The organism is Azospirillum cavernae (assembly GCF_003590795.1).
Taxonomy (GTDB): domain Bacteria; phylum Pseudomonadota; class Alphaproteobacteria; order Azospirillales; family Azospirillaceae; genus Azospirillum; species Azospirillum cavernae.
This window is the reverse complement of sequence record NZ_QYUL01000002.1, coordinates 1,090,476-1,115,422: the sequence shown is the minus strand read 5'-3', so window position 1 is coordinate 1,115,422 and position 24,947 is coordinate 1,090,476. Positions and strand designations below refer to the sequence as shown.

Annotated in this window: 22 protein-coding genes; 9 read left to right on the top strand and 13 right to left on the bottom strand. The window is 66.4% G+C overall.

What is annotated here, in order from left to right:
* The first annotated feature begins 301 nt into the window (after positions 1 to 301).
* Positions 302 to 1,000, top strand: a complete 699-nt coding sequence (gene queC, locus D3877_RS16625) for a 7-cyano-7-deazaguanine synthase QueC (protein WP_119831833.1) — start codon at positions 302 to 304, stop codon at positions 998 to 1,000.
* On the opposite strand, the gene D3877_RS16620 is transcribed toward queC, so the two are convergent.
* The 5 genes from D3877_RS16620 to D3877_RS16600 all read right to left on the bottom strand — a co-directional run bounded on the left by D3877_RS16620 (position 1,001) and on the right by D3877_RS16600 (position 7,243).
* Entirely contained in the window at positions 1,001 to 1,915 is a 915-nt protein-coding gene (locus D3877_RS16620) for a branched-chain amino acid ABC transporter permease (protein WP_119831832.1), read from the bottom strand. It abuts the gene before it with no gap.
* Positions 1,916 to 1,950: 35 nt separating this feature from the next.
* Positions 1,951 to 3,129: an ABC transporter substrate-binding protein gene (locus D3877_RS16615; RefSeq protein ID WP_119831831.1), complete on the bottom strand. Its 1,179-nt coding sequence runs from the start codon at positions 3,127 to 3,129 to the stop codon at positions 1,951 to 1,953.
* Between the two features lie 74 nt (positions 3,130 to 3,203).
* Positions 3,204 to 4,373, bottom strand: a complete 1,170-nt coding sequence (locus D3877_RS16610) for an ABC transporter substrate-binding protein (RefSeq protein WP_119832502.1) — start codon at positions 4,371 to 4,373, stop codon at positions 3,204 to 3,206.
* Between the two features lie 76 nt (positions 4,374 to 4,449).
* The gene (locus D3877_RS16605; protein WP_119831830.1) at positions 4,450 to 5,145 is read right to left on the bottom strand and encodes a hypothetical protein; all 696 of its coding nucleotides are present in this window, start codon (positions 5,143 to 5,145) and stop codon (positions 4,450 to 4,452) included.
* Positions 5,146 to 5,233: 88 nt separating this feature from the next.
* Positions 5,234 to 7,243 carry a methyl-accepting chemotaxis protein gene (locus D3877_RS16600; protein ID WP_119831829.1) on the bottom strand — a complete coding sequence of 670 codons (2,010 nt, stop codon included), beginning with the start codon at positions 7,241 to 7,243 and terminating at the stop codon, positions 5,234 to 5,236.
* A 375-nt stretch (positions 7,244 to 7,618) separates the two neighbouring features.
* On the opposite strand from D3877_RS16600, the gene D3877_RS16595 reads away from it, so the two are divergent.
* Both D3877_RS16595 and D3877_RS16590 read left to right on the top strand, forming a co-directional pair.
* Positions 7,619 to 8,704 carry a glycosyltransferase family 2 protein gene (locus D3877_RS16595; RefSeq protein ID WP_238474927.1) on the top strand — a complete coding sequence of 362 codons (1,086 nt, stop codon included), beginning with the start codon at positions 7,619 to 7,621 and terminating at the stop codon, positions 8,702 to 8,704.
* Positions 8,701 to 10,389, top strand: a complete 1,689-nt coding sequence (locus tag D3877_RS16590) for a glycosyltransferase family 39 protein (protein ID WP_119831828.1) — start codon at positions 8,701 to 8,703, stop codon at positions 10,387 to 10,389. Before D3877_RS16595 ends, D3877_RS16590 begins: the two co-directional genes overlap by 4 nt.
* Before the next feature lie 183 nt (positions 10,390 to 10,572).
* Here D3877_RS16590 and D3877_RS16585 read toward each other — a convergent pair whose 3' ends face one another.
* Positions 10,573 to 10,989: a nuclear transport factor 2 family protein gene (locus D3877_RS16585; RefSeq protein ID WP_119831827.1), complete on the bottom strand. Its 417-nt coding sequence runs from the start codon at positions 10,987 to 10,989 to the stop codon at positions 10,573 to 10,575.
* 243 nt (positions 10,990 to 11,232) lie between these two features.
* On the opposite strand from D3877_RS16585, the gene D3877_RS16580 reads away from it, so the two are divergent.
* Complete coding sequence (locus tag D3877_RS16580; protein ID WP_119831826.1) at positions 11,233 to 12,174, top strand: PhzF family phenazine biosynthesis protein; 942 nt, start codon at positions 11,233 to 11,235, stop codon at positions 12,172 to 12,174.
* An 86-nt stretch (positions 12,175 to 12,260) separates the two neighbouring features.
* Here D3877_RS16580 and D3877_RS16575 read toward each other — a convergent pair whose 3' ends face one another.
* The gene (locus D3877_RS16575; protein ID WP_119831825.1) at positions 12,261 to 13,253 is read right to left on the bottom strand and encodes a hypothetical protein; all 993 of its coding nucleotides are present in this window, start codon (positions 13,251 to 13,253) and stop codon (positions 12,261 to 12,263) included.
* Between the two features lie 219 nt (positions 13,254 to 13,472).
* Here D3877_RS16575 and D3877_RS16570 point away from each other — a divergent pair, with 219 nt between their 5' ends.
* Positions 13,473 to 15,143 (top strand): nitrilase-related carbon-nitrogen hydrolase, encoded by a 1,671-nt coding sequence (locus D3877_RS16570; RefSeq protein ID WP_119832501.1) that lies wholly within the window; start codon positions 13,473 to 13,475, stop codon positions 15,141 to 15,143.
* 94 nt (positions 15,144 to 15,237) lie between these two features.
* Here the strand turns inward: D3877_RS16570 and D3877_RS16565 are convergent, their stop codons facing one another.
* Positions 15,238 to 15,462 carry a hypothetical protein gene (locus D3877_RS16565; RefSeq protein WP_119831824.1) on the bottom strand — a complete coding sequence of 75 codons (225 nt, stop codon included), beginning with the start codon at positions 15,460 to 15,462 and terminating at the stop codon, positions 15,238 to 15,240.
* Between the two features lie 207 nt (positions 15,463 to 15,669).
* Positions 15,670 to 16,338: an isoprenoid biosynthesis glyoxalase ElbB gene (elbB, locus tag D3877_RS16560; protein WP_119831823.1), complete on the bottom strand. Its 669-nt coding sequence runs from the start codon at positions 16,336 to 16,338 to the stop codon at positions 15,670 to 15,672.
* 165 nt (positions 16,339 to 16,503) lie between these two features.
* On the opposite strand from elbB, the gene D3877_RS16555 reads away from it, so the two are divergent.
* The gene (locus D3877_RS16555) at positions 16,504 to 17,244 is read left to right on the top strand and encodes a hypothetical protein (RefSeq protein ID WP_119831822.1); all 741 of its coding nucleotides are present in this window, start codon (positions 16,504 to 16,506) and stop codon (positions 17,242 to 17,244) included.
* 65 nt (positions 17,245 to 17,309) lie between these two features.
* Here the strand turns inward: D3877_RS16555 and D3877_RS16550 are convergent, their stop codons facing one another.
* Positions 17,310 to 18,248: an alpha/beta fold hydrolase gene (locus tag D3877_RS16550; protein WP_119831821.1), complete on the bottom strand. Its 939-nt coding sequence runs from the start codon at positions 18,246 to 18,248 to the stop codon at positions 17,310 to 17,312.
* Positions 18,249 to 18,436: 188 nt separating this feature from the next.
* On the opposite strand from D3877_RS16550, the gene D3877_RS16545 reads away from it, so the two are divergent.
* The 3 genes from D3877_RS16545 to cysS all read left to right on the top strand — a co-directional run bounded on the left by D3877_RS16545 (position 18,437) and on the right by cysS (position 21,815).
* Entirely contained in the window at positions 18,437 to 18,913 is a 477-nt protein-coding gene (locus D3877_RS16545) for a MarR family winged helix-turn-helix transcriptional regulator (protein WP_119831820.1), read from the top strand.
* A 138-nt stretch (positions 18,914 to 19,051) separates the two neighbouring features.
* On the top strand, positions 19,052 to 20,395 hold the full coding sequence (gene gltX, locus D3877_RS16540; RefSeq protein WP_119832500.1) for a glutamate--tRNA ligase: 1,344 nt from the start codon (positions 19,052 to 19,054) through the stop codon (positions 20,393 to 20,395).
* A 43-nt stretch (positions 20,396 to 20,438) separates the two neighbouring features.
* Entirely contained in the window at positions 20,439 to 21,815 is a 1,377-nt protein-coding gene (cysS, locus tag D3877_RS16535; RefSeq protein WP_119831819.1) for a cysteine--tRNA ligase, read from the top strand.
* A gap of 325 nt (positions 21,816 to 22,140) precedes the next feature.
* Here cysS and D3877_RS16530 read toward each other — a convergent pair whose 3' ends face one another.
* The 3 genes from D3877_RS16530 to D3877_RS16520 all read right to left on the bottom strand — a co-directional run bounded on the left by D3877_RS16530 (position 22,141) and on the right by D3877_RS16520 (position 24,833).
* Positions 22,141 to 23,112 carry a tripartite tricarboxylate transporter substrate binding protein gene (locus D3877_RS16530; protein WP_119831818.1) on the bottom strand — a complete coding sequence of 324 codons (972 nt, stop codon included), beginning with the start codon at positions 23,110 to 23,112 and terminating at the stop codon, positions 22,141 to 22,143.
* Positions 23,113 to 23,149: 37 nt separating this feature from the next.
* Positions 23,150 to 24,079 (bottom strand): AEC family transporter, encoded by a 930-nt coding sequence (locus D3877_RS16525; protein ID WP_119832499.1) that lies wholly within the window; start codon positions 24,077 to 24,079, stop codon positions 23,150 to 23,152.
* A 76-nt stretch (positions 24,080 to 24,155) separates the two neighbouring features.
* Positions 24,156 to 24,833 carry an RraA family protein gene (locus D3877_RS16520; protein ID WP_119831817.1) on the bottom strand — a complete coding sequence of 226 codons (678 nt, stop codon included), beginning with the start codon at positions 24,831 to 24,833 and terminating at the stop codon, positions 24,156 to 24,158.
* Between the last annotated feature and the right edge of the window lie 114 nt (positions 24,834 to 24,947).

Here is a 24,947-nt window from a genome sequence, read left to right as displayed (position 1 = left end):
ACTCGGGTGATTTTTAGCGGTGTTTTCCCCCTTTCCTGTACGGCCGTATGGGGCATTGGGGATGTTTGACACCGATGAACACGGATCAGATTGGGATGACTGATTCAGCCACTCATTCAAAACAGAAGCACGCCCGCAAGCTCTCAAACATCACCTGGATCAGCGGCGCCTTACCAACAGAGCCTCCCCCATCCACCTTCATCGGTGTCCATCTGTGTTCATCTGTGTCAAAACCCTTCGCTGCTCCGTGGGTGAGCGCAGGCAAGGGGAACCGCCCCACCAGACGAGAAGGACAGGCGCGATGACGGGTAAGGATGCGGTGGTGTTGGTCAGCGGCGGGTTGGATTCCACCACGGTGCTCGCCATCGCCAAGGATCAGGGCTATCGGGTCAACGCGCTCAGCTTCCAATATGGCCAGCGCCATGCGGTGGAGTTGGAGGCCGCCAAGCGGGTGGTGGCGTCCATGGGGGTGGAGCGGCACGTCATCGCCACGATTGATCTGCGGGCCTTTGGCGGATCGGCGCTGACCGCCGCCATCGACGTGCCCAAGCATGACAGCGCCGCCGCGCTCGACAGCGGGATTCCCGTCACCTACGTCCCGGCGCGCAACACGGTGTTTTTGTCCTTCGCGCTCGCCTGGGCGGAAACGCTGGGGGCGTCGGACCTGTTCATCGGCGTCAACGCGCTGGATTATTCGGGCTACCCCGATTGCCGCCCGGAATACATCGCGGCCTTCGAGACTCTGGCCAACCTCGCCACCAAGGCGGGGGTGGAGGGGCAAAGCCGGTTCAAAATCCACGCGCCGCTGATGACGCTCGACAAGGCCGCCATCGTCCGGCGCGGGCTGGAGCTGGGCGTCGATTACAGCCTCACCCACTCCTGCTACGACCCCACCCCGGCGGGCGAGTCCTGCGGGGCCTGCGACAGTTGCCTGTTGCGGCTGAAGGGCTTCGCCGAGGCCGGGTTGACAGACCCCATCGCCTACGCCGCAAAAGCCTAATCACCCGACGGGAAACAGCCCCTTGGGCCGCACCGCCAGCACCAGCGCCATCAGGATGTAAATCGCCATCGACGCGGCGGCGGCCCCCGCCGCGTTGGCGCTCGCCGCGTCCATCACCAAACGGAAGCTGGCGGGCAGCAACGCCCGGCCCAGCGTGTCCACCACCCCGACCAGCAGGGCGCCGGCGAAGGCCCCCCGGATGGAGCCGATGCCGCCGATCACGATGACGACGAAGGTCAAAATCAGGATCTGCTCGCCCATGCCGACCTGAACCGCCAGCACCGGCCCGGCCATCGCCCCGGCCAACCCGGCCAGCCCGCAGCCCAGCGCGAAGACCAGCCCGAACAGCAACCGGACATCGACGCCCAGCGCCATCACCATCTCGCGGTTGGTCGCCCCGGCGCGGATCAACATGCCGACCCGCGTTCGCGCGATCAGCAGCCACAGCCCGACCGCCACCGCCAACCCGGTTCCCAGAATTGCCAGCCGGAAGGCCGGGTAGGTCAGGCCCCACAGATTGACGGTTCCGGCCAGCGCGGCGGGCGGGTTGAGGAAGATCGGCACCGGGCCGAACAGGATGCGGATCAACTCGTTGAAGAACAGGATCAAGCCGAAGGTCGCCAGCACTTGATCGAGATGGTCGCGGCGGTAGAGCGTGCGCAGCGCCACCGCCTCCACCACCAGCCCCAACAGCGCGGTCAGCAGCACCGCCACGACCAGCGCGGGCAGAAACCCGCCCAAAACCGGGACCAGCGCCGCCGTCAGATAAGCACCGACCATGTAAAAGGAGCCATGGGCCAGATTGATGAGGTCCATGATGCCGAAGACGAGCGTCAACCCGGCGGCCATCAGGAACAGCATCACCCCCAATTGCAGCCCGTTCAGCCCCTGTTCGGCCAGCAGCAGGACATCCATCGGCGCGGCGCCTCTTCTCGCTCAGACCCAAAGGGTCACTTCATCGGGCAGTCTTTGGCGTAGACGTCGCCATGGTCGGTGAAGATTGTGCCGATGATCCGGTTGGTCAGCATCCCCGATTCCTCGCGCACCACCTCGCGCTGGTAATAATTCTGGATCGGGTAGTGGTTGCTGTTGAAGCGGAAGGCGCCACGGACCGATTCAAACGGCGCGGCGCGCAGGGCCGTGCGCAGCTTGTCCTTGTCGGCCAGATCGCCGCCGACCGCCGCCACCGCGCCGCCGATCAAACGCGCCGAATCATAGCTCTGCGCCGCGTAATAGGATGGAATCCGCCCGAATTTGGCGCGGAAGCTGGCGACAAAGGCGCGGTTGGCGGCGTTGTCGAGATCCGGCGACCATTGCAGCGGCCCTTTGATCCCCAGCGCCGCGTCGCCAATCGCGGGCAGAATGTCCTGGTCGAAGCTGAAACCGGGGCCGGTCAGCGGGATTTGCCCCAGCAACCCGGCTTGGTCGTACTGCTTCAGGAAATTGATGCCCATGCCGCCGGGGTAGAAGATGAACACGCCGTCCGGCTTGGCCGCCTTCACCTGCGCGATCTCCGCCGCGTAGTCGAGCTGGCCGAAGGGCGTGTAGACCTCCCCCGCCATTTCGCCCTTGAAGGCGCGTTTGAAGCCGGTGACGACGTCCTTGCCCGAGGGATAGTTCGGGGCCAGCGCGTAGACGCGCTTGACGCCTTGCGCCTGAGCCGCCGCGCCCGCCGCCTCGCCGATGCTGTCCACCGGCCAGGAAACGTTGAAGAAATACGGGCTGCACTGCGCCCCCGCCAGCGCCGAGGTTCCGGCGTTGGGGCTGATGAGAAAGACGTTTCCCCCCGACAGCGTCGGCATCATCGCCAGCGCCAGATTGGACCAGATGATGCCGGTGACGAACGGAACCCGCTCCTTCTCCGTCATCCGCGCGGCGAGCGAGACGGCGACGTCGGGCTTTTGCTGGTCGTCGGCCTCGATCACCTGGGTGTCGAGACCGCCCAGCTTGCCGCCCGCCTGCTCGACCGCCAGCGCGAAGCCGTCGCGGATGTCGGCGCCAATCACGGCGCCCGGACCCGACAGGGTGGTGATGAGGCCGATGCGCAGGGGTTCAGCGGCGAGCGCCGGAACGGCGGCGAGCGCCAGCGCGGCGGACAGCAGCGGGGCTATGAGGCGGGCGCGGATCATGGTGGCGTCACTCAGATGAGGTGAATCGTCGAAGATGCCCTCTCCTGCATTTGCAGGAGAGGGGAAAGACAGGCTCACTTCATCGCGCAATCTTTGGCGTAGGCGTCGGCGTGGTCGGTGAAGACCGTGCCCGCCAGCTTGTTGGTCACGGCCCCGTCGGCGCCCTTGACCACCTCGCGCAGATAGATGTTCTGGATCGGGAATTGGTTGCTGTTCAGGCGGAAGGCGCCACGCAAGCCGTCGAACTTGGCGGCCTTCATCGCCGCGCGCAGCTTGTCCTTGTCCTTCAGGTCGCCGTTGACGCCCTTGACCGCCGCGTCGATCAGCAACGCGGCGTCATAGCCCTGGGCGGCGTACATCGACGGCAGGCGGTTGAACTTCGCCTTGAAGTCGGTGACGAATTTGGCGTTGGCCGGGGTCGCCAGATCGGGCGACCATTGCGCCGAATTCTTCGCCCCCAGCGCCGCGTCGCCCACCGCCGCCAGAATGTCCTGGTCAAAGGAGAAACCGGGGCCGAACAGCGGGGCCGCCGCCTTCAACCCGGCCTGCTCATACTGCTTGATGAAGTTGATGCCCATGCCGCCGGGGTAGAAGGCGAACACCGCGTCGGGGGCCGCCGCCTTCACCTGCGCCAATTCGGCGGCGTAATCGAGCTGACCGACCTGGGTGTAAACCTCGCCCGCGACCGCGCCCTTGTAATAGCGCTTGAAGCCCGCCAGCGAATCCTTGCCCGCCGGGTAGTTCGGGGCCAGCAGATAGACCTTCTTGAACCCGGCGTCCTGGACATGCTTGCCCATCGCCTCGTGGATCGTGTCGTTCTGGTAGGCGACGTTGAAGAAGTAAGGATTGCACTGGGCGCCCGCCAGTTGCGACGGCCCGGCGTTGGGGCTGACGAACAGGGTTTGCCCGGCGGCCAGAGTCGGCATCATCGCCAAGGCCAGATTGGACCAAACGATGCCGGTGACGACAGTCACCCGGTCGCGCTCCACCATGCGGTTGGCCAGACCAACGGCGACGTCGGGCTTTTGCTGGTCGTCGGCCTCGATGATCTGGGTGTCCTGCCCGCCCAGCTTGCCGCCCAAATGCTCGGTCGCCAGCGCGAAGCCGTCGCGGATGTCGATGCCAAGCCCCGCCCCCGGTCCCGACAGGGTGGTTATCATGCCGACCTTGAGCGGATCGGCCAGAACCGGCGCGGCGGCCAACAGAGCGAACGCGGACGTCGCGGCGAGAAGCGAGCGGGTCATGGGCAAGCGAATCATGGCCAAGCGAGTCATGGACGGTCCAGCCTTCCTGTTGGTTTTTTGGTCAGCGCCTAAAAACTCATGCGGCGCGGCTTTGCGAATCGGCGCTGTGTGATGAAGCGGGGGCGGCCCGGCGGGCGTCGGCCCAGGCGCGCGCGGTGGTCGGACGCCCGTCGGCGTCGATCAGACCACGGGCGAACAGCTCTTCGGCGTGGCGGATGAAGAAGGCGGCGGTGCTGGCCCGCTCCCAATGCTCCATCCAATTCTGCTCCAGGAAGGCGAGGATGCCGGGCTGGCCCAACTCAACCTCCCACAGCACGCCCAGCAGCGAGGTTTGCTGCTCCTCATGCATGCAGTCTTCAAAGCACAGGCGCTTGTCGGCGCGGGCTTCCTTGCGGGCGGTGGTTTCCGGGCCGGGGCCGAGGCCGTAATCAATCAGCGTCCGCCGTTCCGGCGCGGCGCACAGCCAGTGCGTCACCTCATGCACGATCACCGTCGCCTCGACGTCGGTGCGGATGACCTTGCCGTCCCACATGAAGGAGCTGCTGGGCGGCTCGTCCAGCGTCTCGACGCCGTGCGCGTGGGCCAGCTTCACCGCTTCGGCCCGATGTTCGGGGGTGTCGACCCCGCCGCCCGGCTCGTCCGCCGGGCGAACCGGCCAGGTGGCGGCGATGCGACGGAAGGCGGCCAAGGCTTCGGCGTGGCCCTCCAAATGGGCCGCGAACGCCGCAAGCGCCGTCGGCATGTCGTCGGGAGCGATGGGGGACAGGATCATGCCGCTTATGTGCCGAACGCCGTCGCGCGGCGCAAGGGGGAATGTCGCCCCAGACACTCCCCCATGCAGCCCCCGACCACCCCTGTCCTTACGCCGCCCGCATGTCGGTGAGGAAGCGCGAGACGAAGCCGCGCAGATCCTCGGCCTCGTGATTCAGCCCGTCGGCGGCGGTCAGCACCTCGCGGGAGGCTTCGCCGGTCGAGCTGGCCGCTTCCGACACGCCCGCGATGTTGCCGGAGACCTCTTGCGTGCCGCGCGCCGCCTGCTGGATGTTGCGGCTGATGTCCCGCGTCGCCGTTCCCTGCTCCTCGACCGAAGACGCGATGGCGGCGGAGATGTGGTTGATCTCGTCGATCACCCGCCCGATGTCGGCGATGGCCGAGGCCGCCTCGCGGCTGACCTGCTGGATGCTGGCGATCTGGTTGCCGATGTCCTCGGTCGCCTTGGCGGTCTGGTTGGCGAGGTTCTTGACCTCGCTCGCCACCACGGCGAAGCCCTTGCCCGCCTCGCCCGCCCGCGCCGCCTCGATGGTGGCGTTCAGCGCCAGCAGGTTGGTTTGGCTGGCGATGTCGTTGATGAGCTGGACCACCTCGCCGATGCGCTGGGCGGCGTCCACCAGACCGCGCACGGTGGCGTCGGTCTTTTGCGCGGTGGCGACCGCTTGCCCGGCGATCCGCGCGCTGTCAGCGACCTGACGACCGATCTCGGCGATGGAGGAGGAGAGTTCCTCCGTCGCGGCGGCCACCGTTTCGACGTTGCCGGTCGCCTCGTGCGAGGCGCTGGCGACGGCGTCGGCCTGCTTGGTGGTCTGTTCGGCGGTGGCCGACATGGTTTGCGCGGTCGCCTGCAACTGGGTCGCCGCCGCCGACACCCGACCCAGCGCCGACAGGACCAGCCGGTCGAACTCCTGCGTCAGCCGGTCGATGCGCTCGCCACGCGCCCGACGCGTTTCATGCTCGGCGTTCTGGGCGGCGGCCATGCGGTCGCTCTCGATCAAGCTGTCCTTGAAGATGGCCAGCGCCCTGGCCATGCCGCCGATCTCGTCGGCGCGCTCCAGGCCGGGAATCGCGACCGAACGGTCGCCCGCCGCCAGCCGGGTCATCCGGTCGGTCATCGCCACCACCGGACGCGACAGCCCCCGCCCGATCAGCGCCGCCGTCAGCAACCCAAGCGCCACCGCCGCCAGCGACGCGGCGATCATGATCTGGCGGGCGCCGGAAATGTAATCATCGGCGCTTTCGCCCAGCGCGCGCTGTTCGGCGACGCTGGCGATGGTCAATTGCTGGGCTTCCGCCGCGATGGCGGCGCCAACCGGCAACAGAACCTCGCGCACCAGACGGTCACGCCCGGTCGTCGCCTCCGCCATCCGGTTGAAGGTGGTGATGTAGACCCGCAGCATGGCGGTGTAGGACATGGCCAGCTTGCGGCGGTCGAAATCGGTGAGCCGCGCCATCATCGCCCCGCCACGGCTCGACGCGTCGGTGAATTGCGAACGGGTCTGGGCGGCCAGTTGCGGCGTGCCGTCCACGCTGAACCGCCCGGCGGTGATGCGGGCGGCCAGCATGTGGCGCAGCGCCATGCCCGCCAAATAGGCGGCGTCGGCGTCCCCGGCGGCGCTGGCGCTGTCCATGATCGAATCCAGGGCGGATTCCAGACGCGGGCCGATGTCGGCCAGATCGGCGGATTCCTTGGCGCGCTGCTCCTGGAACTCCATCACCTTGGTGAAGGCGCCCTGATATTGGGCGATTTCCTCGGCCATGTGATCGACGGTGGCGAGCAAGGCCGGGTCGGTGAACAGGGCGCGGGCCTGGGCGATGGCGGCGGCGGCCTCCCCCGCCTGCTGGCTGACCGCTTGGCCGACCGCCGCATCTCCGTTCAGCAGAAAGGCGGTGGCCTTCAGCCGCATGTCGAGCATCAGCGCTTCGACGCGACCAAGCGCGTTGGTCTGTTGACCCAGCCGCCCATAGGTCTGCACCGTTCCGCCCGTGTCCGACAGCGCCACCACGCCGATGCCGCCGATCAGCACCAAAAACACCAGGATCCCGGCGCTGGCCGCCGTGATTTTGGTCCCGACACTCAAACGATTGAACAGGCTCATGGCGAGAGACCTCCGTCGGCGCAGACGCGATACAGTTGCCGCATGAAACAAGGCAGCCCCTGTTCACCATTTCATGAAGCGTGCCACACACCGGCGTATGGTCGTCCTGCCGCGACGCAGCATGATTGACGTAAGGGAAACCGCCATGTTCCCCAGGGTGGAATAAAGCGCTATCAGGGGTGTTGGTGGATGCGGGATGACTGGTTCTGCCCAGGCGCGCGGCAACAGTCCATTTTTTGGGCATTCGCGCCATTGAGAGGGCGTTTTGAAGATTCCTATGGATCGTGATATATGCCAAAGGGCGCAGCGGCCAGCCGGGGCCGTCGTCCGCATCGCTTCGTTCCGGCATTCGACGCACTGACACGACGGCTGGCCATGCCCCTTTCCGACGCGCCCGTTCCGGTCGCACCGACCGCCCACGGCGACACGGCCCGCCGCCTGGACCGACCGAGTCACCCTCGGCTGTCGGTGGTGATTCCCTTTTACAACGAAGGCCCCAACATCGCCGCCCTGTTCGCCCGGCTGACCCCGGCGCTGGACGGGCTGGGCGTGGCGTGGGAGGTGGTGTGCGTCAACGACGGCAGCCGCGACGACACGCTCGACCGGCTGCTCGACGCGCACGACCGCGATTCCCGGATCAAGGTGGTCGATCTGTCGCGCAATTTCGGCAAGGAGCTGGCCTTGTCCGCCGGGCTGTCGCACACGACCGGCGACGCCGTGGTGCCGATGGACGCCGATCTTCAGCACCCGCCCGAATTGCTGCCCGCCTTTCTGGAGAAATGGCGCGCGGGCTACGACGTCGTCGTCGCCGTCCGCCACGCGCGGGTTGGGCAAAGCCTGAAGCACCGGATGTTCGCCCGGATGTTCTATTGGGTCTTCGACCATCTGTCGGAGGTCAAGCTGCCGCGCGAGGTCGGCGATTTCCGCCTGATGGACCGCAAGGTGGTGGACGTCATCAACCGGATGCCGGAGCGCACGCGCTTCATGAAGGGCATCTTCGCCTGGGTCGGCTTCCGTCAGGCGGCGATCCCCTATCACCAGGGGGAACGCGCCGGGGGCGACACCAAATGGGGCTTCCTGAAGCTGCTGCGCCTGTCCTTCGACGGGCTGACCGCCTTTTCCACCTTTCCGCTGCGGGTGTGGAGCGTGGTCGGCATGGCGGTGTCGGGCGTCGCCTTCCTCTACATCCTGATCCGCCTGATCCGCACCCTGTTCCACGGCATCGACGTGCCGGGCTATGAATCCTTGCTGGTCGCCGTGCTGTTTCTGGGCGGTTTGCAGCTCATCACGCTGGGCATCATCGGCGACTATCTGGGCCGCGTCTTCGCGGAGGTGAAGGGCCGCCCGCTCTACATCGTCCGCTCCGCCCATGGCTTTGTCGGTGATAATGGGGGGGGCGAGGATGGCGAGGACGACGACGCGCCAAGACCGGCGTCGGACCGCCGAGGGACACGGCGATGAATTACCATGTGCGGCTGCGCGCCCCGCTGCCGGACACCGCCGCGCCGCTGTCGGTCGGCCCCGCGCGCCGCGACGGCGCGCTGTGGGACGATCTGACCCGCGCGCTGCTGCTGGGGCTGCTGGTTCTGTCGGCCTTGACCTTCCTCTCCTACGGCATCAGCACGGACGAGGAGGTCCAGCACATCTACGGCAAGAAGCTGCTGTCTTATTACATGAGCGGCTTCCAGGACCGTTCCGCCTTCCATTTCAAGGATCTCTACCTCTATGGCGGGCTGTTCGACCTGGTGACGGCGGTGCTGGTCCCGATCTCGCCCTTTGAAGAGTATGAAACCCGGCATCTGCTGTGCGCGCTGGTCGGCGTGCTGGGCATCGCCGGAACGTGGCGTTACACCCGCCTGCTCGCCGGGCCGCGCGCCGGTTTCATCGCGGCGGCTCTGCTGACGCTGTGCGGCGTCTATTACGGCGCGATGTTCAACAACACCAAGGACGTGCCGTTCGCGGCGGGCATGGTGTGGACGCTGTATTTCGCCACCCGCATCTTGATCCAGCTTCCCAAACCCAGCCGCAGCGCGGTGTTGAAGTTCGGGCTGGTGCTGGGGCTGACGCTGGCCATCCGGGTTGGCGCGGTGCTGGCCGGTTTCTATCTGGCCGTCGCCATGCTGCTGCATTTCGCCCTGGTCGCCCGGCAAGAGGGGCTGCGCTGGGTTCTGCACGACGCCCGGCTGGCCTTTGTCGCGCTGCTGCCCGCGATTCCCGTCGCCTACGCCATCATGGCCTTTTTCTGGCCCTGGGCGGTGCAAAAACCCCTCAATCCGCTGGAGGCGCTGCGCGTCGTCTCCCACTTCCCCATCGACATCCAGACGCTGTTCATGGGCCAGATGGTCCATTCCAACGACCCGCCAATCCTCTATCTGCCGGTCTATCTGGCGGTGAAGCTGCCCGAAGCCGTGCTGCTCGGCGTGGCGGCGGCTCTGCTGCTGGCGGTGGTCTGGCTGCTGCGCGGCGGGTTGCGGCGGACGGGGGCCTTCACGGCGGTGCGCTATCTGCCGCTGGTGTTGTCGGCCTTCCTGCCGATTCTGCTGTTCATGCTGCTGCGCCCATCGGTCTACAACGGCATCCGCCATTTCCTGTTTCTGGTGCCGCCGCTTGTGGTGATGGCGGCCATCGCCGCCGACCGGCTGTGGAGCGTTTCCGAGCGCGGCGGGCGCGCCTTCGGCCAGTGGTTCGCCTCGGCGATGACCATCATCGCGGTGGTCTACGCCTGGCAGCTCGGCACCATGCACCCCAACCAATATGTCTATTACAACCAGTTCATCGGCGGCGTGCGCGGCGCCGACGGCCAGTATGAGCTGGATTACTGGGGCAACTCGCTGCACGAAGCCTTGCAAGAGCTGATCGAGTTCGTCGAACGCGAAAATGACGGCCACGCGCCGCCGCGCCAATACACGCTGACCGTCTGCGGCAACACGCTGGCGGTGCGGTTCGAGTTGCCGTCCTGGCTGAAGCTGGTCAACGGGATCGAGCCGGATTGGCGCAAGGCTGATTTCTTCCTGGCTTTCACCCAGGTCAAGCGCTGCCCGACCTTGCTCGACGGCCACCCGATTTTTGAAATCGCGGCGGACGACGTGCCGCTGTCCATCGTCAAAGACCGCCGCCCGCCGCCCGCTGAAATCCCGACGGAATAGCCTTCGGCCAGCCTGCGGAGGTTCCGCCACGCGGCCCCCTCCCCGACCCTCCCCCGCTGTCGCGGGAGAGGGAGAACGGAGTCTTGGCGAGCGGCGGAATTCCCTCTCCCGCCACAGGCGGGGGAGGGCTAGGGAGGGGGCAAAGCGGGCCGAAATCTTTTTGGCGTTGGTTGCGCCGCCGACTCAGTGCAGCCGGGGCGGCGGGGCGTCGTCGTCGGGCCGCTCCACCTCGGCGCGCGGCTGGGCCATCGGACCGGATTGGTGGTGGGTCAGACGCCACGCGCCATCCTCGCGCACGAACAGGTTGGTCGCCGCCAGCACGGCGTTGCCCAAAATCTCCTCGCACAGCACCAAGGCGGAATCGCCGTAGAGCATCACCCGCTCGTGGCGCGGGCGGACGATGACGCCGCTGGGCGCGCGCAGCACGTCCTGCCAACTGGCCAACACCGCCTCGCGCCCGACCAGCGCGCCCCAACCCGGATGCATGCAGGACACCGGCAACCGCTCCGCCCACAAGGCCGCCATCGCGGCGACGTCGCGGTTGGAAAAGGCCCGGTAAAAGGCCTGATTGAGAGCCAGCAGGGTGTCGCGGTCGGTCATCGGAAACTCAACATCACATGGGGGAAGCGCCGCCCTATGGGCGTCCTCCCGCCGCTTGTAGAGTGGTCCAGCGGGCAGAGGAACAGGAATCGGCGACTCGGCCCCATTCCCGCCAAACCAGCTCCTCGTTGATAAGATTTTCTAATTCGAGAGCCAAGAATTCCGCGTTTGTCAGACGCCCGCCGCCGCCGGAGGATGCGCGCGCCGCCCGGCAATTCCCCGTCTTCGAAAGGGCATCCGACCATGCGCAGCCTGAGCTTCATCACCGCCGACGTCTTCACCGACCGGATCTTTGGCGGCAACCCGCTCGCGGTGTTTCCCGACGGGCGCGGCCTGGACGATTCCACCATGCAGCGCATCGCCCGCGAGCTGAATCTCAGCGAAACGGTCTTCGTCCTGCCCCCGGAAACGGCGCAGGAAACCCGCCGTCTGCGGATTTTCACGCCCGCGATGGAGTTGCCCTTCGCCGGACACCCGACCGTCGGAACCGCCATCATCCTCGCCGAAACCGGGGAGTTGGACGGCGACGGCCCGTGGGACATTGTGTTTGGGGAAAAGGTTGGGCCGATTCCGGTGCGGATCACAGCCGCCCCTAACGCCGCCCCCGACGCCGCGACGACCAACGCACCGATGACCGCCACCCTGTCGAGCGCCCGTCTTCCCACCGCCATCGACGGCGTCCGCGATCCGGCGATTCTCGCCGCGCTGCTTGGTCTGCCGGTGACGGCCCTCGCCCAAGCCGACCTGCCGCCCGCCGCCTACAGCGCCGGGGTGCCCTTCACCATCATTCCGCTGGCCTCGCGCGCCGCCCTGTCGGCCATCGCCTTCGACGTCGGGGTGTGGCGCGACCATCTGGCCGACAGCCTGGCCCCGCACATCTACGCCATCGCATTGGAGGATTCGGCGCACGGTCGCCACGTCAGCGCCCGGATGTTCGCCCCGGCCATGGGAATCGCCGAGGATCCGGCGACCGGGGCCGCCGCCACGGCGCTTGCCGGGTATCTGTTCGATCAACAGCGCCCTGCCGCCGACCGCACCGTCTGGGAGATTTCACAAGGCGGCGACATGGGCCGCCCCAGCACCATCCTGCTGACGGCGGACCGTGCGGCGAATGGCCTGTCGGCGGTTCATGTTGGCGGACGCGCGGTGATCGTCAGCCGGGGAAGCTTCAATCTGCCGTCTTGATCCAATCCGTCGGTTTTGCGCCGCGCGCGCGTTCCATTCCCCCAAACGGAACCCGCGCGCGGACGCCAAATCAAGCGGTCAACCGATCAAGCGGTGACGTTGACGCCCGCCGTCTTGGCCGTGTTCGTCGAAGCGGCGGCGGTCGCGGCGGTCGCCGCGCTCTTGCCGTCGGTCAGGCCTTCGATCGGAACCGACATGTCGAGGCTCATGTGGGTGACGCCGTCCTTGCCGGTGGTCGGCTTCAACACCGCCAACCCCTTCAGCCCGTCGCCGCCAGCCTTGGCCGCCATGCCGTTCAGCTTGCCCAGGATGTCCTTGATCTCATCCTGGCTGAAGCCTTCGGCGCGGACGATCATGCCGGTGGATTTGCCGGTGGCCGTGGTGGTGGTCGATTGCACGCCGACCGATCCATTCCCGCCGCGCTCCAGCGTGCCTTGCATCCGCTGTTCGTCCTTGCGGAAATCCAACGTGGATTTGGCGAAGGAAATTTGAACCTTGCGGTCGCCGTCCTGGATGGTCAGCTCGATGCCGTGCGACTCGATGGACCATTGCGAGCGGGCCGCCGTCATGTCGACGGCCATCTTGCTGAAATCCATGTCGGCCAGCTTGCCCTTCATCGCGTCGCCGAAGCCAGCCGTGGCGTCGTCGATGCGGTTCTGCGGCACGCCCAAGGAGCCGAGCACGTCGCCCAGCCCTTGCGCCATCGTGTCGATGGCCTTGCCAAAGACGTCCGACAGGCTTTTGCCATGGTCCAGCGCGCTTTGCATCAGCCCTTGCGCCTGCTTGGCGCGGTCCAGGCCGCCGCCGGACGCGCCGACGCCGCTGGACGGCGTGCCCGCCGCCGCGTTCTTCGCGCCCTGGCCGGACATGCTGTCCAGCAGCGATTCCATCGATTCGCTGATGGTGTAGGCCGGACTGCCGGAAGCCGCCTTGGCGTCCGTCGTCGCGGGGGCGGCGCCCTTGCTCTCCGCGCTTTTCGCGTCGGCGCCCTTGGCGTCCGCCGCCTTTTTGGTGGTGTTGGCGTTGGCCGTCAGCACGGTCGGCGCGCCGCTTGGTCCAGTCAGCTCTGCGTAATACATGGGATGCCCCCGCATCGATTCGTTTCCCGCATCCACCAAAATGCAACCAGCATCCTTTACCACACGTTAATTTTCGAAAAGATTGGCACGCTATGGTGGAAGTTGCTTCATACCCGAAGTGTTCAGCTCCGCCACCTGCGACGAGGCGCGGCTTTTCCCCCAAAGACGCCGCTGATAGGCTTGACGCACAACAAACCGTTCAACACGGGACATCCCGCCATGACCGACCGTCTGTCCATCGCGCTGGCTCAGATGAACCCCACCGTCGGCGCCGTCACCGCGAATCGTGACCGCATCCGCGCCGCCCGGGCCGAGGCCGCCGCGCGCGGCGCCGACCTGCTGGTCTGCCCGGAACTGGCGCTGTCCGGCTGCCCACCCCAGGATTTGCTGCGGACCTCCGCCTTTCTGACTCAGGTGGACCAAGCCCTGCGCGATCTGGCGGCGGACACCGCCGACGGCGGCCCGGCCCTGCTGGTCGGCGCGCCGTGGCGCGAGCAGGGGCAACTGACCAACGCCGCCCTGCTGTTCGACCAGGGGGCCATCGCCGCCGTTCGCCTGCGGGTCTCCGCCCCCGATCATGACGACCTCGACGAGTCGCGCCTGTTCGCGGCGGGGCCGTTGCCGGGGCCGGTCAATCTGCGTGGGGTCCGGCTTGGCTTGCTCCTTGGTCAGGATCTGCGCAACCCGGAGGTGAGCGAGACCTTGAGCGAAAGCGGGGCCGAGATTCTGGTCGCGCTGAACGCCGCCCCCTTCGCCATCGACGCGGCGGACGAGCGGCAGCAAGCCGCCATCGCGCGGGTGATCGAATCCGGCCTGCCGCTGCTGCACGTCAATCTGGTGGGCGGACAGGACTCTTGGGTGTTTGACGGAGCCAGCTTCGCCCTGGAGGCCGATGGCCGACTCGCGGCCCACGCCCCCTCCTTCGCCGAGCATCTGCTGCTGACCCGCTGGGAACGCGGCGCCAACGACGGTTGGTTCTGCCACGAGGCGGAAACCCTGCCCCCGCTCGACGGGCTGGCGGCGGTGTATGGAGCGCTGGTTCTGGGGCTGCGCGACCATGTGAACAAGGGCCACGCCCCCGGCGCGCTGGTCGATCTGGCGGGCGACGCCGCGTCCGCCCTGGTCGCCGCCATCGCCGTGGACGCTCTGGGCGCCGACCGGGTCCACGCGGTGACGACGCCAGCGCCCGACAGCGCCCCGGAAGAGTTGGCGGACGCGGCGGAAATCGCCGCCCTGCTGGGCTGCCGTTTCGACACGCTGCCCATCCAACCCATCACCCGCGCGTTTGACAGCCTCCTCGCCCCGGTGTTCAGCGGGCGCGACGCTGAGGACGCCACGGACACTCTGCACGCCCGCACGCGCGGCGTCACCCTGACCGCCTTGGCCGAAACAATCGGCGCCGTGGCGCTCTCCACCCTCACCAAAACGGATCGGTTGATCGGCAGCCCCGCCCTGGTGAAGAGTCTGTTCGGCGGTTACGCGGTCCTGGCCGACGCGCCGCAAAGCATGGCGCTGGCCTTGGCGCGCTGGCGCAACGCCCACAGCCCAGCGGACGGGCGCGGTCCCGCCGGGCGGGTGGTTCCAGAACGGGTGCTGGCGCGCAGCGAGGCCATCAGGGCGACACCGGGCGTCAACGACCGCGACCGCTTGCCGCCCGCCGACGCGCTGGACGCTCTTCTGGACCGTTTGACCGGCGAAAAGCCAAGCGTGGGCGCCGACAGCGTCCCTTCGTTGGGCCAGGACGCCGACATGGTCAACCGGGTGTGGCGTTTGATGCAGGCGACCGAGGCGATGCGCCGCCAATCCCCGCCCGGTCCCCGGATCACCCAGAGGACGGCGGGGCATGCCCCACGCTTCCCACTCCACAACGGCGTCACCACCATCGCCTAGCGGGCAAGACGAGCGAAGCGCAAAACAAGCCGCGCGCAAGACAAGCCGCTCACAAGCCGACGGGCGGGGACTCGCCCCGCCCGTCGGCGGCGGATCAATCCAGCGTCAGACGGACGATGGTGGCGATCATGCCAAAGGCCCACAGAACGGCGGGCAGGACGATCCAGGTCGGATGAAACAGGATCGCCAGCGGCATAATCAGAATCAGGATCATCGCCGGGAAAACCAGAAAGGGCGAATTTCCCCAGTTGCTCAACAACCCGGCGGGGTTTTCGTCCGCCTCAAGATAAGCGTCGGCACAGACAGCTTGGTCCGTCATCTCATTCACCCAAATAAATTACGGTTATTCCCCGGTCCTGTCTTCTGACAGAACATTCCCTGTTCCCGCAGTGCAGCAGGACGGGCGTTTTTACGCCAGAGTGTTTGAGATGACCAGTCTTGACTGGCGCTGATCTTGTCAGCGTTCGCTGCATAGCCCGTTTGGAAGAAGGCAGACAGATCTGCGCTTCCCCATCGGCGGGTTCGCTCAATCCATCAGCGCGATCAACGCCTTGACCGTGTTCTCCGCCCCTTCGGCGATCTGCGCCAAGCTTGAATCCAGCATGTAGCAGGGGGAGGTCGCGATTTTCAGCCGTTGATCCACCACCACCTCGCCCGCCACGGTGACGCGGTGCTTGGCCCCCAAGGCTTCCAGCGCGGCTGCGGTGTCGGCCTCGTCGCCGATGGTCAGTTCGACGCCCTCCCCGCCCAACAGCTTGACGAGGATGGCCGGGGCGATGCACAGGGCGCCAATCGGCTTGCCCGCCGCCCGCATCGCCGCGACCGCCGCCGCGACGTCCGGGTTGACGGAGCAATCCGCGCCCTTGAAGGCGAAATCGCACAGGTTTTTCGCCGCGCCGAAGCCGCCGGGGAAAATCAGCGCGTCCACCGCCCCGGCGTCAAAGGCGCTGAGCGGCTGGATCTTGCCGCGCGCGACGCGGGCGGCCTCGACCAGCACGTTGCGGGTCTCCGCCATCTCCGCGCCGGTCAGATGGTTGACCACATGGGCCTGCGGCATGTCGGGGGCGAAGCACAGCGCCTCCGCCCCGGCCTTGCTGATCGCCAGCAGGGTGCAGACCGCCTCGTGAATTTCGGCGCCGTCATAAACGCCGCAACCCGCAAGCACGACGCCGATTCGCGCAATTTTGTCCGTCATTGGCTGGTTCCTCCGGTGGTTCCGATGAGCAGGGATGGCGACAGGCTAACCGATGGCCACCCGCGCCGCAGCACGCCGCAAACGCCAAAAGGCGGGAAATCGGATCGCCCGACGCCGCCGCGTGTGATAGCCTTCTCAAACTCAATTTACACGGGATCGCCGACCATGCTTCACCCCCGGATTTTGCCGACCTGGATCCTGCTGTCCGCCACCGCTTTGGCGCTGGCCGGTTGCGCCACCGCCCCGGAAAAAGCGGCTTCGACCCCGCCGTCGGACACCGCGCTCTACGTCGCGGCGGTGGAGCGGTCGGCGGTGTATGAGGAGGCGAACGTCCGCCCGCTGCGTCCGCTGGCCTACCCGATGACCGCCCTGACCCTGACCAACAACCCGTCCTGGGCCGTCGGGCAAGAGGGCAAGACCGTCACCCTGACCAACAGCTATGGCACCTGGGTGACGGTGGAGCCGGAGGTCAAGGAGATCTGCAAGGGCTACCAGCGGAGCGAGGTGATCCAGAAGCTCCATTACCTGCTGGGCCTGCAACCGGCGGTCCCGTCGGACAGCAACGCCAAATTCGTCCGCGTCAGCATCGCCCAGCAAAAGGTCGGCCCGACCGGCGGCGGCGTCTTCCGCCCCTGCCCCGATCCCGACCCGACCAAGACCGCCTGCGCCAACACCATCAACGGCCCGCAAGCCTTCGTGTCCTGGTTCGCCAATCAGCAGGTCTTCTCCTACCGCAAAGGGCCGGATTTGAAGCAGACCGGCTATCCCTGGACCCGACTCGGCTACACCTACAATTGGGATCCGCAGGCCAGCGACATTCGCGGCGCGCAGGAATACATCGTGCCGGGCGGAACCCAGGTGAAGGTGATCGAGATCGTTTCGCCCGAAGAGTATTGCGCCCGCTGACAGCGGCCAGCGAGGCTCTCCGGCATGAATGCCCCCCGGCCTAAGCCGGGGGGTATTCGCAACGGTCAGCTTTTGAAGAAGGCCAGCAGATCCGGGTTGATGACGTCCGCATGGGTCGTGCACATGCCGTGCGGCAGCCCCTTGTAGACCTTCAACGTCCCCTTCTTGAGCAGTTTGACCGCGAGCAGAGCGGAGTCGGCGATCGGCACAATCTGGTCATCATCCCCATGCATGACCAAAACCGGCACGTTGATCGCTTTCAGGTCCTCGGTGAAGTCGGTTTCCGAGAAGGCCTTGATGCAATCGTAATGCGCCTTGGCCCCGCCCATCATGCCTTGACGCCACCAATTCTCGATCACGCCTTGCGAGACCTTCGCGCCATCGCGGTTGAAGCCGTAGAACGGACCGGCGGGCACATCGTGAAAAAACTGCGCCCGGTTGGCGACCAGAGCGGCCCGGAAGCCGTCGAACACCTCAATTGGCAAACCGCCGGGATTGGCCGCTGTCTTCAGCATGATCGGCGGCACCGCCCCAATCAGCACGGCTTTGGCGACGCGACCGTCGCCGCCATGCTTGGCGACGTAACGAGCGACCTCTCCGCCGCCGGTCGAGTGTCCAACATGGATGGCGTTCTTCAGATTGAGATGGGCCGCCAAGGCTGCGACGTCGGCGGCGTAGGTGTCCATCTCGTTGCCGGTGGCCGTCTGGGTTGAGCGACCGTGACCACGCCGGTCATGGGCAATGACCCGGAAGCCCTGCTCCAGAAAATACAGCATCTGGGCGTCCCAGTCGTCCGACGACAGCGGCCAGCCATGGTGAAAGACGATGGGCTGCCCTGAACCCCAATCCTTGAAGAAGATCTGCGCGCCGTCCTTGGTCGTGATCGTGCTGCTGCCCATGCTCTTGTCTCCTGAGGTTGTTTTCGGCGGGGTCTCCGCCGCTTGTGCCGCTTGCGTGATGGGCAGGGCCGCCGCCGTGGCGGCAAGCCCCAGACCCGCAGCCATCACGCCCCGCCTGGAAGCGCCCCTGTTCAATGGTTCCATCTTGATCGCCCCTCATTGATGTTGCGATATATGATATCGCGATATGTATTTTCCTACAGCGCTCCACCCCAACTGTCCACAAAATATTTATCGCGATACTATATCCCGTGATAGGAAACGCAAACCAACCGCATCAGGAGGGACGCCCCATGCCCCGACCCACCCCTGTTCCACTGAACAACCAACTCTGCTTCGCGCTGTACACGACGAACATCGCGATCAACCGCACCTACAAGCCGATGCTGGACGCGATGGGCATCACCTATCCACAATACCTGATGCTGAGCGTTTTGGGGGACGAGGATGGGGCGACGATCGGCGCCATTGCTGAACGTTTGGGCTTGGAATCGAGCACGATCACGCCGCCAGCCAAGCGATTGGAGCAAGCGGGCCTCGTGGAGCGCCGACGCAGCCGGGTCGATGAACGCCAGGTCCAAGTCTGGTTGACGGACGCCGGTCGCGCCCTGCTCCTGGAAAGCAACTGCCTGGGCGACACGCTGGTCGAGCGTTCTGGAATGGACCGGGCGCAGATCGAAGCGCTGAACCAGCAAGTGCTGTTGTTGCGCAAGGCGCTTGGCAGTCGGATGGAAACAACGCCCCCCAATCCCGACGACGGCGCGGTCTGAAACGGTCGGCTGCGGGGGGCGCCCGTTTGCTTGCCCGCTGTTTGCCTGTCTGGCGTCTCCGCATCGCTTTCAGAGAGCGGCGCGGCGTGCTAGGACATGGCCGATTCCTTCTTCTTTGCCAGCGAGTCGAACCGTCCCATGTCCACCGCCGTCCGTTTCGCCCCCAGCCCGACCGGCCGCATCCATGTCGGCAATGTGCGCTTGGCGCTCGTCAACTGGCTGTTCGCGCGCAAGACCGGCGGCGATTTCCTGTTCCGGCTGGACGACACCGACGAGGAACGCTCGACTCAGGAGTTCGCCGACGGCATCGCCCGCGATCTGACCTGGCTGGGGCTGACCTGGGACCGTTTCGCCCGCGAAAGCGACCGCTACCCGCGCTATGACGAGGCCGCCGCCGCCCTGAAGGCCAGCGGGCGGCTCTACCCCTGCTATGAGACGCCCGAACAGCTCAGCCTGAAGCGCGCCAGTCTGGTCTCGCAGGGCCGCCCGCCGATCTACGACCGCGCCGCCCTGCGCCTGACCGACGAGGACCGCGCCCGGCTGGAGGCCGAGGGGCGCAAGCCCCATTGGCGCTTCAAGCTGACGCCGACGCCCATCGAATGGACCGATCTGGTGCGCGGTCCCGTGCATTTCGAAGGCGCGGTGCTGAGCGACCCGGTGCTGATCCGCGAGGATGGCCGCCCGCTCTACACCCTGACCAGCGTGGTGGACGACGTCGATTTCGCCATCACCCACATCATCCGGGGGGAGGACCACGTCGCCAACACCGCCGTGCAGATCCAGATTTTCGAGGCGATGGGCGCCGTCGCCCCGATCTTCGCCCATCTGCCGCTGCTGACCGACGCCGGTGGGCAGGGCCTGTCCAAGCGTCTGGGCAGCCTGTCGGTCGGCAGCCTGCGCGACGATGACGGGATCGAGCCGATGGCCCTCAACAGCCTGCTGGCCAAGCTCGGCACGTCCGATCCCATCGAAGCGCGGCTGACGCTCGACGAGTTGGTCGCCGAATTCGATCTCGGCAAGATCGCGCGCGGCACGCCGAAATTCGACGCGGAAGAGCTGAACCGCCTGAACGCCCGCATCCTGCATCTGACCCCGTTCGAGCGGGTGGCCGACCGTCTGGCCGCGCTGGGCTTCGTCGGCGTGGACGCCGCGTTCTGGGACGCGGTGCGCCCGAACCTGACCCGCTTGGAGGACGCCCGCGACTGGTGGGCCGTCACCCACGCCCCGGTCGAACCGCAGATCGACGACGCGGAGTTCCTGCGGCACGCCGCCGCAGTTCTGCCCGAAGAGCCGTGGGATCTGACGACCTGGAGCGCCTGGACCAACGCGGTGAAGGGGGCGACGGGCCGCAAGGGCAAGGATCTGTTCCTGCCGCTGCGCCGCGCCCTGACGGGCCGCGACCATGGACCGGAATTGAAGAATCTGCTACCTTTGATCGGTCGCGCGCGCGCCCTGCGCCGCCTGAACGGCGAGACCGCCTGACCCGTTTTCCCCCGCCTTTTGACCAAAACAGGAGCGCAAGACCGTGCCGTTGGACCTCTACAACACGCTGACTCGCCGTAAGGAGCGCTTCGAGCCGCTTCGCCCGGATCATGTCGGCCTGTATGTCTGTGGTCCCACGGTTTACGACACCGCCCACATCGGCAACGCCCGCCCGGTGGTGGTCTTTGACCTGCTGTTCCGGCTGTTGACCCGGCTTTACCCGTCCGTCACCTATGTCCGCAACATCACCGACGTGGACGACAAGATCATCGACCGCTCACGCGACAGCGGCGAACCGATCGAGGCGCTGACCCAGCGGACGACCGACCTGTTCCACGCCGACATGGGCGCGCTGAACGCCCTGCGCCCGACCATCGAGCCGCGCGCCACCCACCACATCACCCACATGATCGCGCTGATCGCCACCCTGATCGAGCGCGGCAACGCCTACGCCGCCGAGGGGCATGTGCTGTTCTCGGTGCCGTCGATGCCCAGCTACGGGCAATTGTCGCGCCGCTCGCTCGACGACATGATCGCCGGGGCGCGGGTCGAGGTGGCTCCTTACAAGCGCGACGCGGCGGATTTCGTCCTGTGGAAGCCCAGCGCCGACAATCAACCCGGTTGGGACAGCCCATGGGGCCGGGGCCGTCCGGGCTGGCACATCGAATGCTCGGCCATGGCCAAAGAGCATTTGGGCGTCACCTTCGACATTCATGGCGGCGGGCTGGACCTGATTTTCCCGCACCATGAAAACGAGATCGCGCAGAGCCGTTGCGCCCACGGATCCGACCATCTCGCCCGTTATTGGGTGCACAACGGCTTCGTCACCGTCGAAGGCGAGAAGATGTCGAAGTCGCTCGGCAACTTCTTCACCGTCCATGATTTGCTCGACGAGTTTCCCGGCGAAGCCATCCGTCTGACCCTGATGTCGGCGCATTACCGCCAGCCGCTGGACTTCACCCGCGACGGCATCCGCCAGGCAAAGGGAACGCTCGACCGCTGGTATCAAGCGCTGCGCGGCGATCCGCTTCCCCAGGCGGCGGACCTGCCGTTCGATGTTTTGGCGGCCTTGGAAGACGACCTCAACACGCCGCTGGCCATCGCCCATCTGCACGAGCTGGCCACCGCCGTGAACAAGGCCGCGACCGACGCGGACAAGGCGGCGGCCAAAGGCGCGTTGCTGGCGGCGGGCGCGCAACTGGGCCTGTTGCAGCAGGATCCCGAGGCGTGGTTCCGCTGGGCGCCGACCGGCGGCGCGCAGGGCTTGAGCGACGCGGCGGTCGATCAACTCATCGCCGACCGCAAGGCGGCCCGCGCCGCCAAGAACTTCGCCGAGGCCGACCGCATCCGCAAAGAGCTGTCCGATCACGGAATCATCCTGGAAGATGGCCCGCAAGGGACAAGCTGGAAACGGGCGTGAACGCTCGCCGCAACCTTGTCGCGATGTTTGGCTGAACAAGCCCCCTTGACCGGATCGGTGGATGGGGCAATATCGGGATGGACGCGCCGGGGCTGATCTCCCCAGCGCGCCCGCCCGATCAGCGGTTCAGGTAATCAAGGAATGCCTTGACCACCTGCAACAGCAGGATCAGGAGAGCGAGGATCTTGCTCATCCTCAACACCTCCGGGTTAGCGGCGGCGGTGGCGGCCCTTCCGCCACCGCGTCCGCGCCGCCAATCCAGCAAATCTTACGGTTGCGCGCAAGGCGCGTTCAGTTGTGCGCAAGGCGCGTTGATCGCGCGACGTTAGCGAAGCCAGGGCGAGCTTCGCCACAACGACCGCAACGCGTCGTCCAACCGCGCCAATTCGGCGGCGAACTCCTCCGACGACAACAGACGCAAGGGCTGAAGGCTGTCTTTCGCGTCCGCCTTGGCGCGGAAATCGGGTTCTTCCGCCGCCTTGGTGATCGCCTCGACCAGCCGCGCGCGCACGTCCGGCGGCAATCCCTTCGGCGCGCCGATGCCGCGCAACGCGCCCATGACGACCGGAAAACCCTGCTCGGCGAAGGTCTTCGCATCGGGGGCGCCCGGCGCCCGCTCCCGGCTCATCACCCCCAACAGCCGCAGCGGCTCCGCCGCAGATCCGCGCAGGGTGTCGCTGACCGACTGACCGCTGATCTGAATCTTCCGACCCAGCATCGCCTTTTGACTGGCCCGCAGGTTGGAGAAGGGAACATGGAGCAACGACGCCCCGGCCTGCCGTTGCAGCATCAGCAACGCCAAATGATCGTCCGACCCGGCCCCGGTGGTTCCAACCGTCACAGCGCCGGGAGTCGCCTTGGCCTGGGCGACGACGTCGGCCACCGTCACGAACGGGCTGTCCGCCGGGACCAGCCAGACGGCGGGATCGTCAATCACATTGACCAACGGATCCAGATCGCTCAGCGCAAAACGCGCTTGCCGCTCAATCGGAATCGTCACAATGCTGGGCGTGTTGATGAGGCCAATCGTGTAACCATCGGGAATCGCTTGGGCCAGAGCCGCAAACCCAACCTCGCCCCCGGCCCCCGGCTTGTTGACCACCTGCACGCGCGCGCCGCCCAACCGCTGTTCCAGAAAGGGCGCCAGCAGCCGCGCGGCGGCGTCCGCCGGTGTCCCCGCGTCATAGGCCACGATCAGGGTGATCGGGCGATCCGGGTAGGCCGCCTGGACGGCCAGCGGCGCCGCCAACAGCAGCGCTCCGACCACGAGCTTCCAGACTTTGGCGCGCAGCCCCATCACAACGTCCCTTTTCGCAAACATCACGTCACCCGGCTCAACGCGTCGCCACCCAATAAGCCAGGGAAATCGACAAAGGCGACAGCAGGCTGGAAATCAGGAGAGACATCGACACCAGTTCCCGACCAGACTGGTAGCGTTCGGCGACGCCATAGACATTGATGCCGATGGGCAAGGCCGCCGCCGTGACGGCCGGCGCCAGCCAATCGGGCGGCAGATGAAAGACCTTCGCCGCTAACAGCCACGTCAAGGCCGGATGCAGCGCCACCTTCATCAAGGCCATGACGGTCGCAGGCAACAAACGCCCGGTCAAGGGGCTGTAAGACAGGGCGGTTCCCAGCGTGAAGCAGGCGCAGGGCAGAACCGTCGCGCCGATCAAGGTCGCCGCCTTCATCACGGCGCCCGGCACCGGCGCGTGCAGAAGATTGACGGCCAGCCCAAGCGCGATGGCCAGAATCATCGGGCTGAGCAGCGTCGCCTTGATCGCGTTCAACGAGGTCTGAATCGGGCGTCCGCCGTTGCTGCGCAGGGTTTCGGCGATGATGGTCACGGTGGTGAACAGCAACGGCGATTGAAACACGATCAACAGCATCAGGGGCAAGGCCACCCCCGATCCATAGGCGTCCATCAAAATCGGCGCGCCCAACAAACCAATGCTGGAGAAGGAGGTGGCGAAACCGACGATGGCGATCTCCTCCCGCCGCCCCGCCAGCCACCGCCAGCCCGAACCGATGGCGAAAACCAGAAAGGCGGCGATGAAGAAGGAGCCGACAAAGCCCCACTCGATGGGATCGGGAATCGTCGCCTTCGCCATGGCGACGAACAACAGCCCCGGCAGCGCGTACAGACCCAAAAAACGGGAAATGCCCTGAGACAGCGCGTTGCTGAAATTCCCAAACTTGCCAGCGTAGAAGCCGACCAGGATGAGAAGAAACATCGGCAACACGATCTGAACAATCAGCGTCATGAAGGGCGCACGCCTGTCGCCGCGCGGATCAAAACCTCCGCGCGGCATCCATGATGAGAGGGACGGTTTTTCGACGTCAGCGGGCGCCGGGGGTGAGGATCAGTTCCGGTTCGGGAAGCCCCAAAACATCGACCAACGTCCGCCCCTTGTCCAGTTCCTCCGACAAATACTGCTCATGGGCCAGCAAGGCCTGACAACGCTTCAGCACTTCGTCGGCGACGGCCAGAGGCACCACGGTCACGCCGTCGTCATCGCCAATGATGAGGTCGCCCGGATTGACCGCGATGCCGCCGACCGCCGCCGTCACGTCCATCTTGCCGCCAAACGCCTTGTGCGGGCCACGCGGCACCGCGCCGCGCGAGAAGACGGGAAAGCCGATCTCGCGAATGTCCGCGAGGTCGCGCACCGAACCGTCGATCACCAGACCGCCCACGCCGCGCGACCGGCAGCTCCGCGCCACCCATTCCCCGGCCATCGCCACATCGTCCAACCCGCCGCCCGCCACCACGACCACCTCGCCCGGCGCGGCGATGCTGCACGCGGTCAACAGCATGCTGTTGTCGCCCGGCATCGGCACCACCGTCCGCGCCTGTCCGCAAATCCGCATGCCCGGCGCGCAGGGCTTGATCCGCGCGTCCATGCTCTGGCAACGATTCTGCGTGTCGGACGCGATGCTGCTGGGCACGCTCCGCCACAAGGCGAGCGTTTCCGCCGACAGGGGGGCAAATTCGACGTGATAGCGTTGCAGAGCCATGGAACAGCCTCATTCCTTCGTTGCAGGAGGAAAACGGACAGCCAAACACAGTCGGCGAAGCCGTTCTTGAAGAGGCGGCCCGCCGGTGGAACGATGCGCGTGTCGATGACGACG

Bases quoted from the DNA above. Each gene is read 5' to 3' on its own strand.
- D3877_RS16530 (WP_119831818.1), bottom strand. From the start codon at position 23,112: ATGGGGCTGCGCGCCAAAGTCTGGAAGCTCGTGGTCGGAGCGCTGCTG.
- D3877_RS16590 (WP_119831828.1), top strand. From the start codon at position 8,701: ATGAATTACCATGTGCGGCTGCGCGCCCCGCTGCCGGACACCGCCGCG.
- D3877_RS16585 (WP_119831827.1), bottom strand. From the start codon at position 10,989: ATGACCGACCGCGACACCCTGCTGGCTCTCAATCAGGCCTTTTACCGG.
- D3877_RS16605 (WP_119831830.1), bottom strand. From the start codon at position 5,145: ATGATCCTGTCCCCCATCGCTCCCGACGACATGCCGACGGCGCTTGCG.
- D3877_RS16580 (WP_119831826.1), top strand. From the start codon at position 11,233: ATGCGCAGCCTGAGCTTCATCACCGCCGACGTCTTCACCGACCGGATC.
- D3877_RS16550 (WP_119831821.1), bottom strand. From the start codon at position 18,248: ATGGCTGCGGGTCTGGGGCTTGCCGCCACGGCGGCGGCCCTGCCCATC.
- D3877_RS16615 (WP_119831831.1), bottom strand. From the start codon at position 3,129: ATGATCCGCGCCCGCCTCATAGCCCCGCTGCTGTCCGCCGCGCTGGCG.
- D3877_RS16565 (WP_119831824.1), bottom strand. From the start codon at position 15,462: ATGACGGACCAAGCTGTCTGTGCCGACGCTTATCTTGAGGCGGACGAA.
- D3877_RS16600 (WP_119831829.1), bottom strand. From the start codon at position 7,243: ATGAGCCTGTTCAATCGTTTGAGTGTCGGGACCAAAATCACGGCGGCC.
- D3877_RS16595 (WP_238474927.1), top strand. From the start codon at position 7,619: ATGCCCCTTTCCGACGCGCCCGTTCCGGTCGCACCGACCGCCCACGGC.
- elbB (WP_119831823.1), bottom strand. From the start codon at position 16,338: ATGACGGACAAAATTGCGCGAATCGGCGTCGTGCTTGCGGGTTGCGGC.
- D3877_RS16570 (WP_119832501.1), top strand. From the start codon at position 13,473: ATGACCGACCGTCTGTCCATCGCGCTGGCTCAGATGAACCCCACCGTC.
- D3877_RS16610 (WP_119832502.1), bottom strand. From the start codon at position 4,373: ATGACCCGCTCGCTTCTCGCCGCGACGTCCGCGTTCGCTCTGTTGGCC.
- queC (WP_119831833.1), top strand. From the start codon at position 302: ATGACGGGTAAGGATGCGGTGGTGTTGGTCAGCGGCGGGTTGGATTCC.
- gltX (WP_119832500.1), top strand. From the start codon at position 19,052: ATGTCCACCGCCGTCCGTTTCGCCCCCAGCCCGACCGGCCGCATCCAT.
- D3877_RS16555 (WP_119831822.1), top strand. From the start codon at position 16,504: ATGCTTCACCCCCGGATTTTGCCGACCTGGATCCTGCTGTCCGCCACC.
- D3877_RS16545 (WP_119831820.1), top strand. From the start codon at position 18,437: ATGCCCCGACCCACCCCTGTTCCACTGAACAACCAACTCTGCTTCGCG.
- D3877_RS16520 (WP_119831817.1), bottom strand. From the start codon at position 24,833: ATGGCTCTGCAACGCTATCACGTCGAATTTGCCCCCCTGTCGGCGGAA.
- D3877_RS16575 (WP_119831825.1), bottom strand. From the start codon at position 13,253: ATGTATTACGCAGAGCTGACTGGACCAAGCGGCGCGCCGACCGTGCTG.
- D3877_RS16620 (WP_119831832.1), bottom strand. From the start codon at position 1,915: ATGGATGTCCTGCTGCTGGCCGAACAGGGGCTGAACGGGCTGCAATTG.
- D3877_RS16525 (WP_119832499.1), bottom strand. From the start codon at position 24,079: ATGACGCTGATTGTTCAGATCGTGTTGCCGATGTTTCTTCTCATCCTG.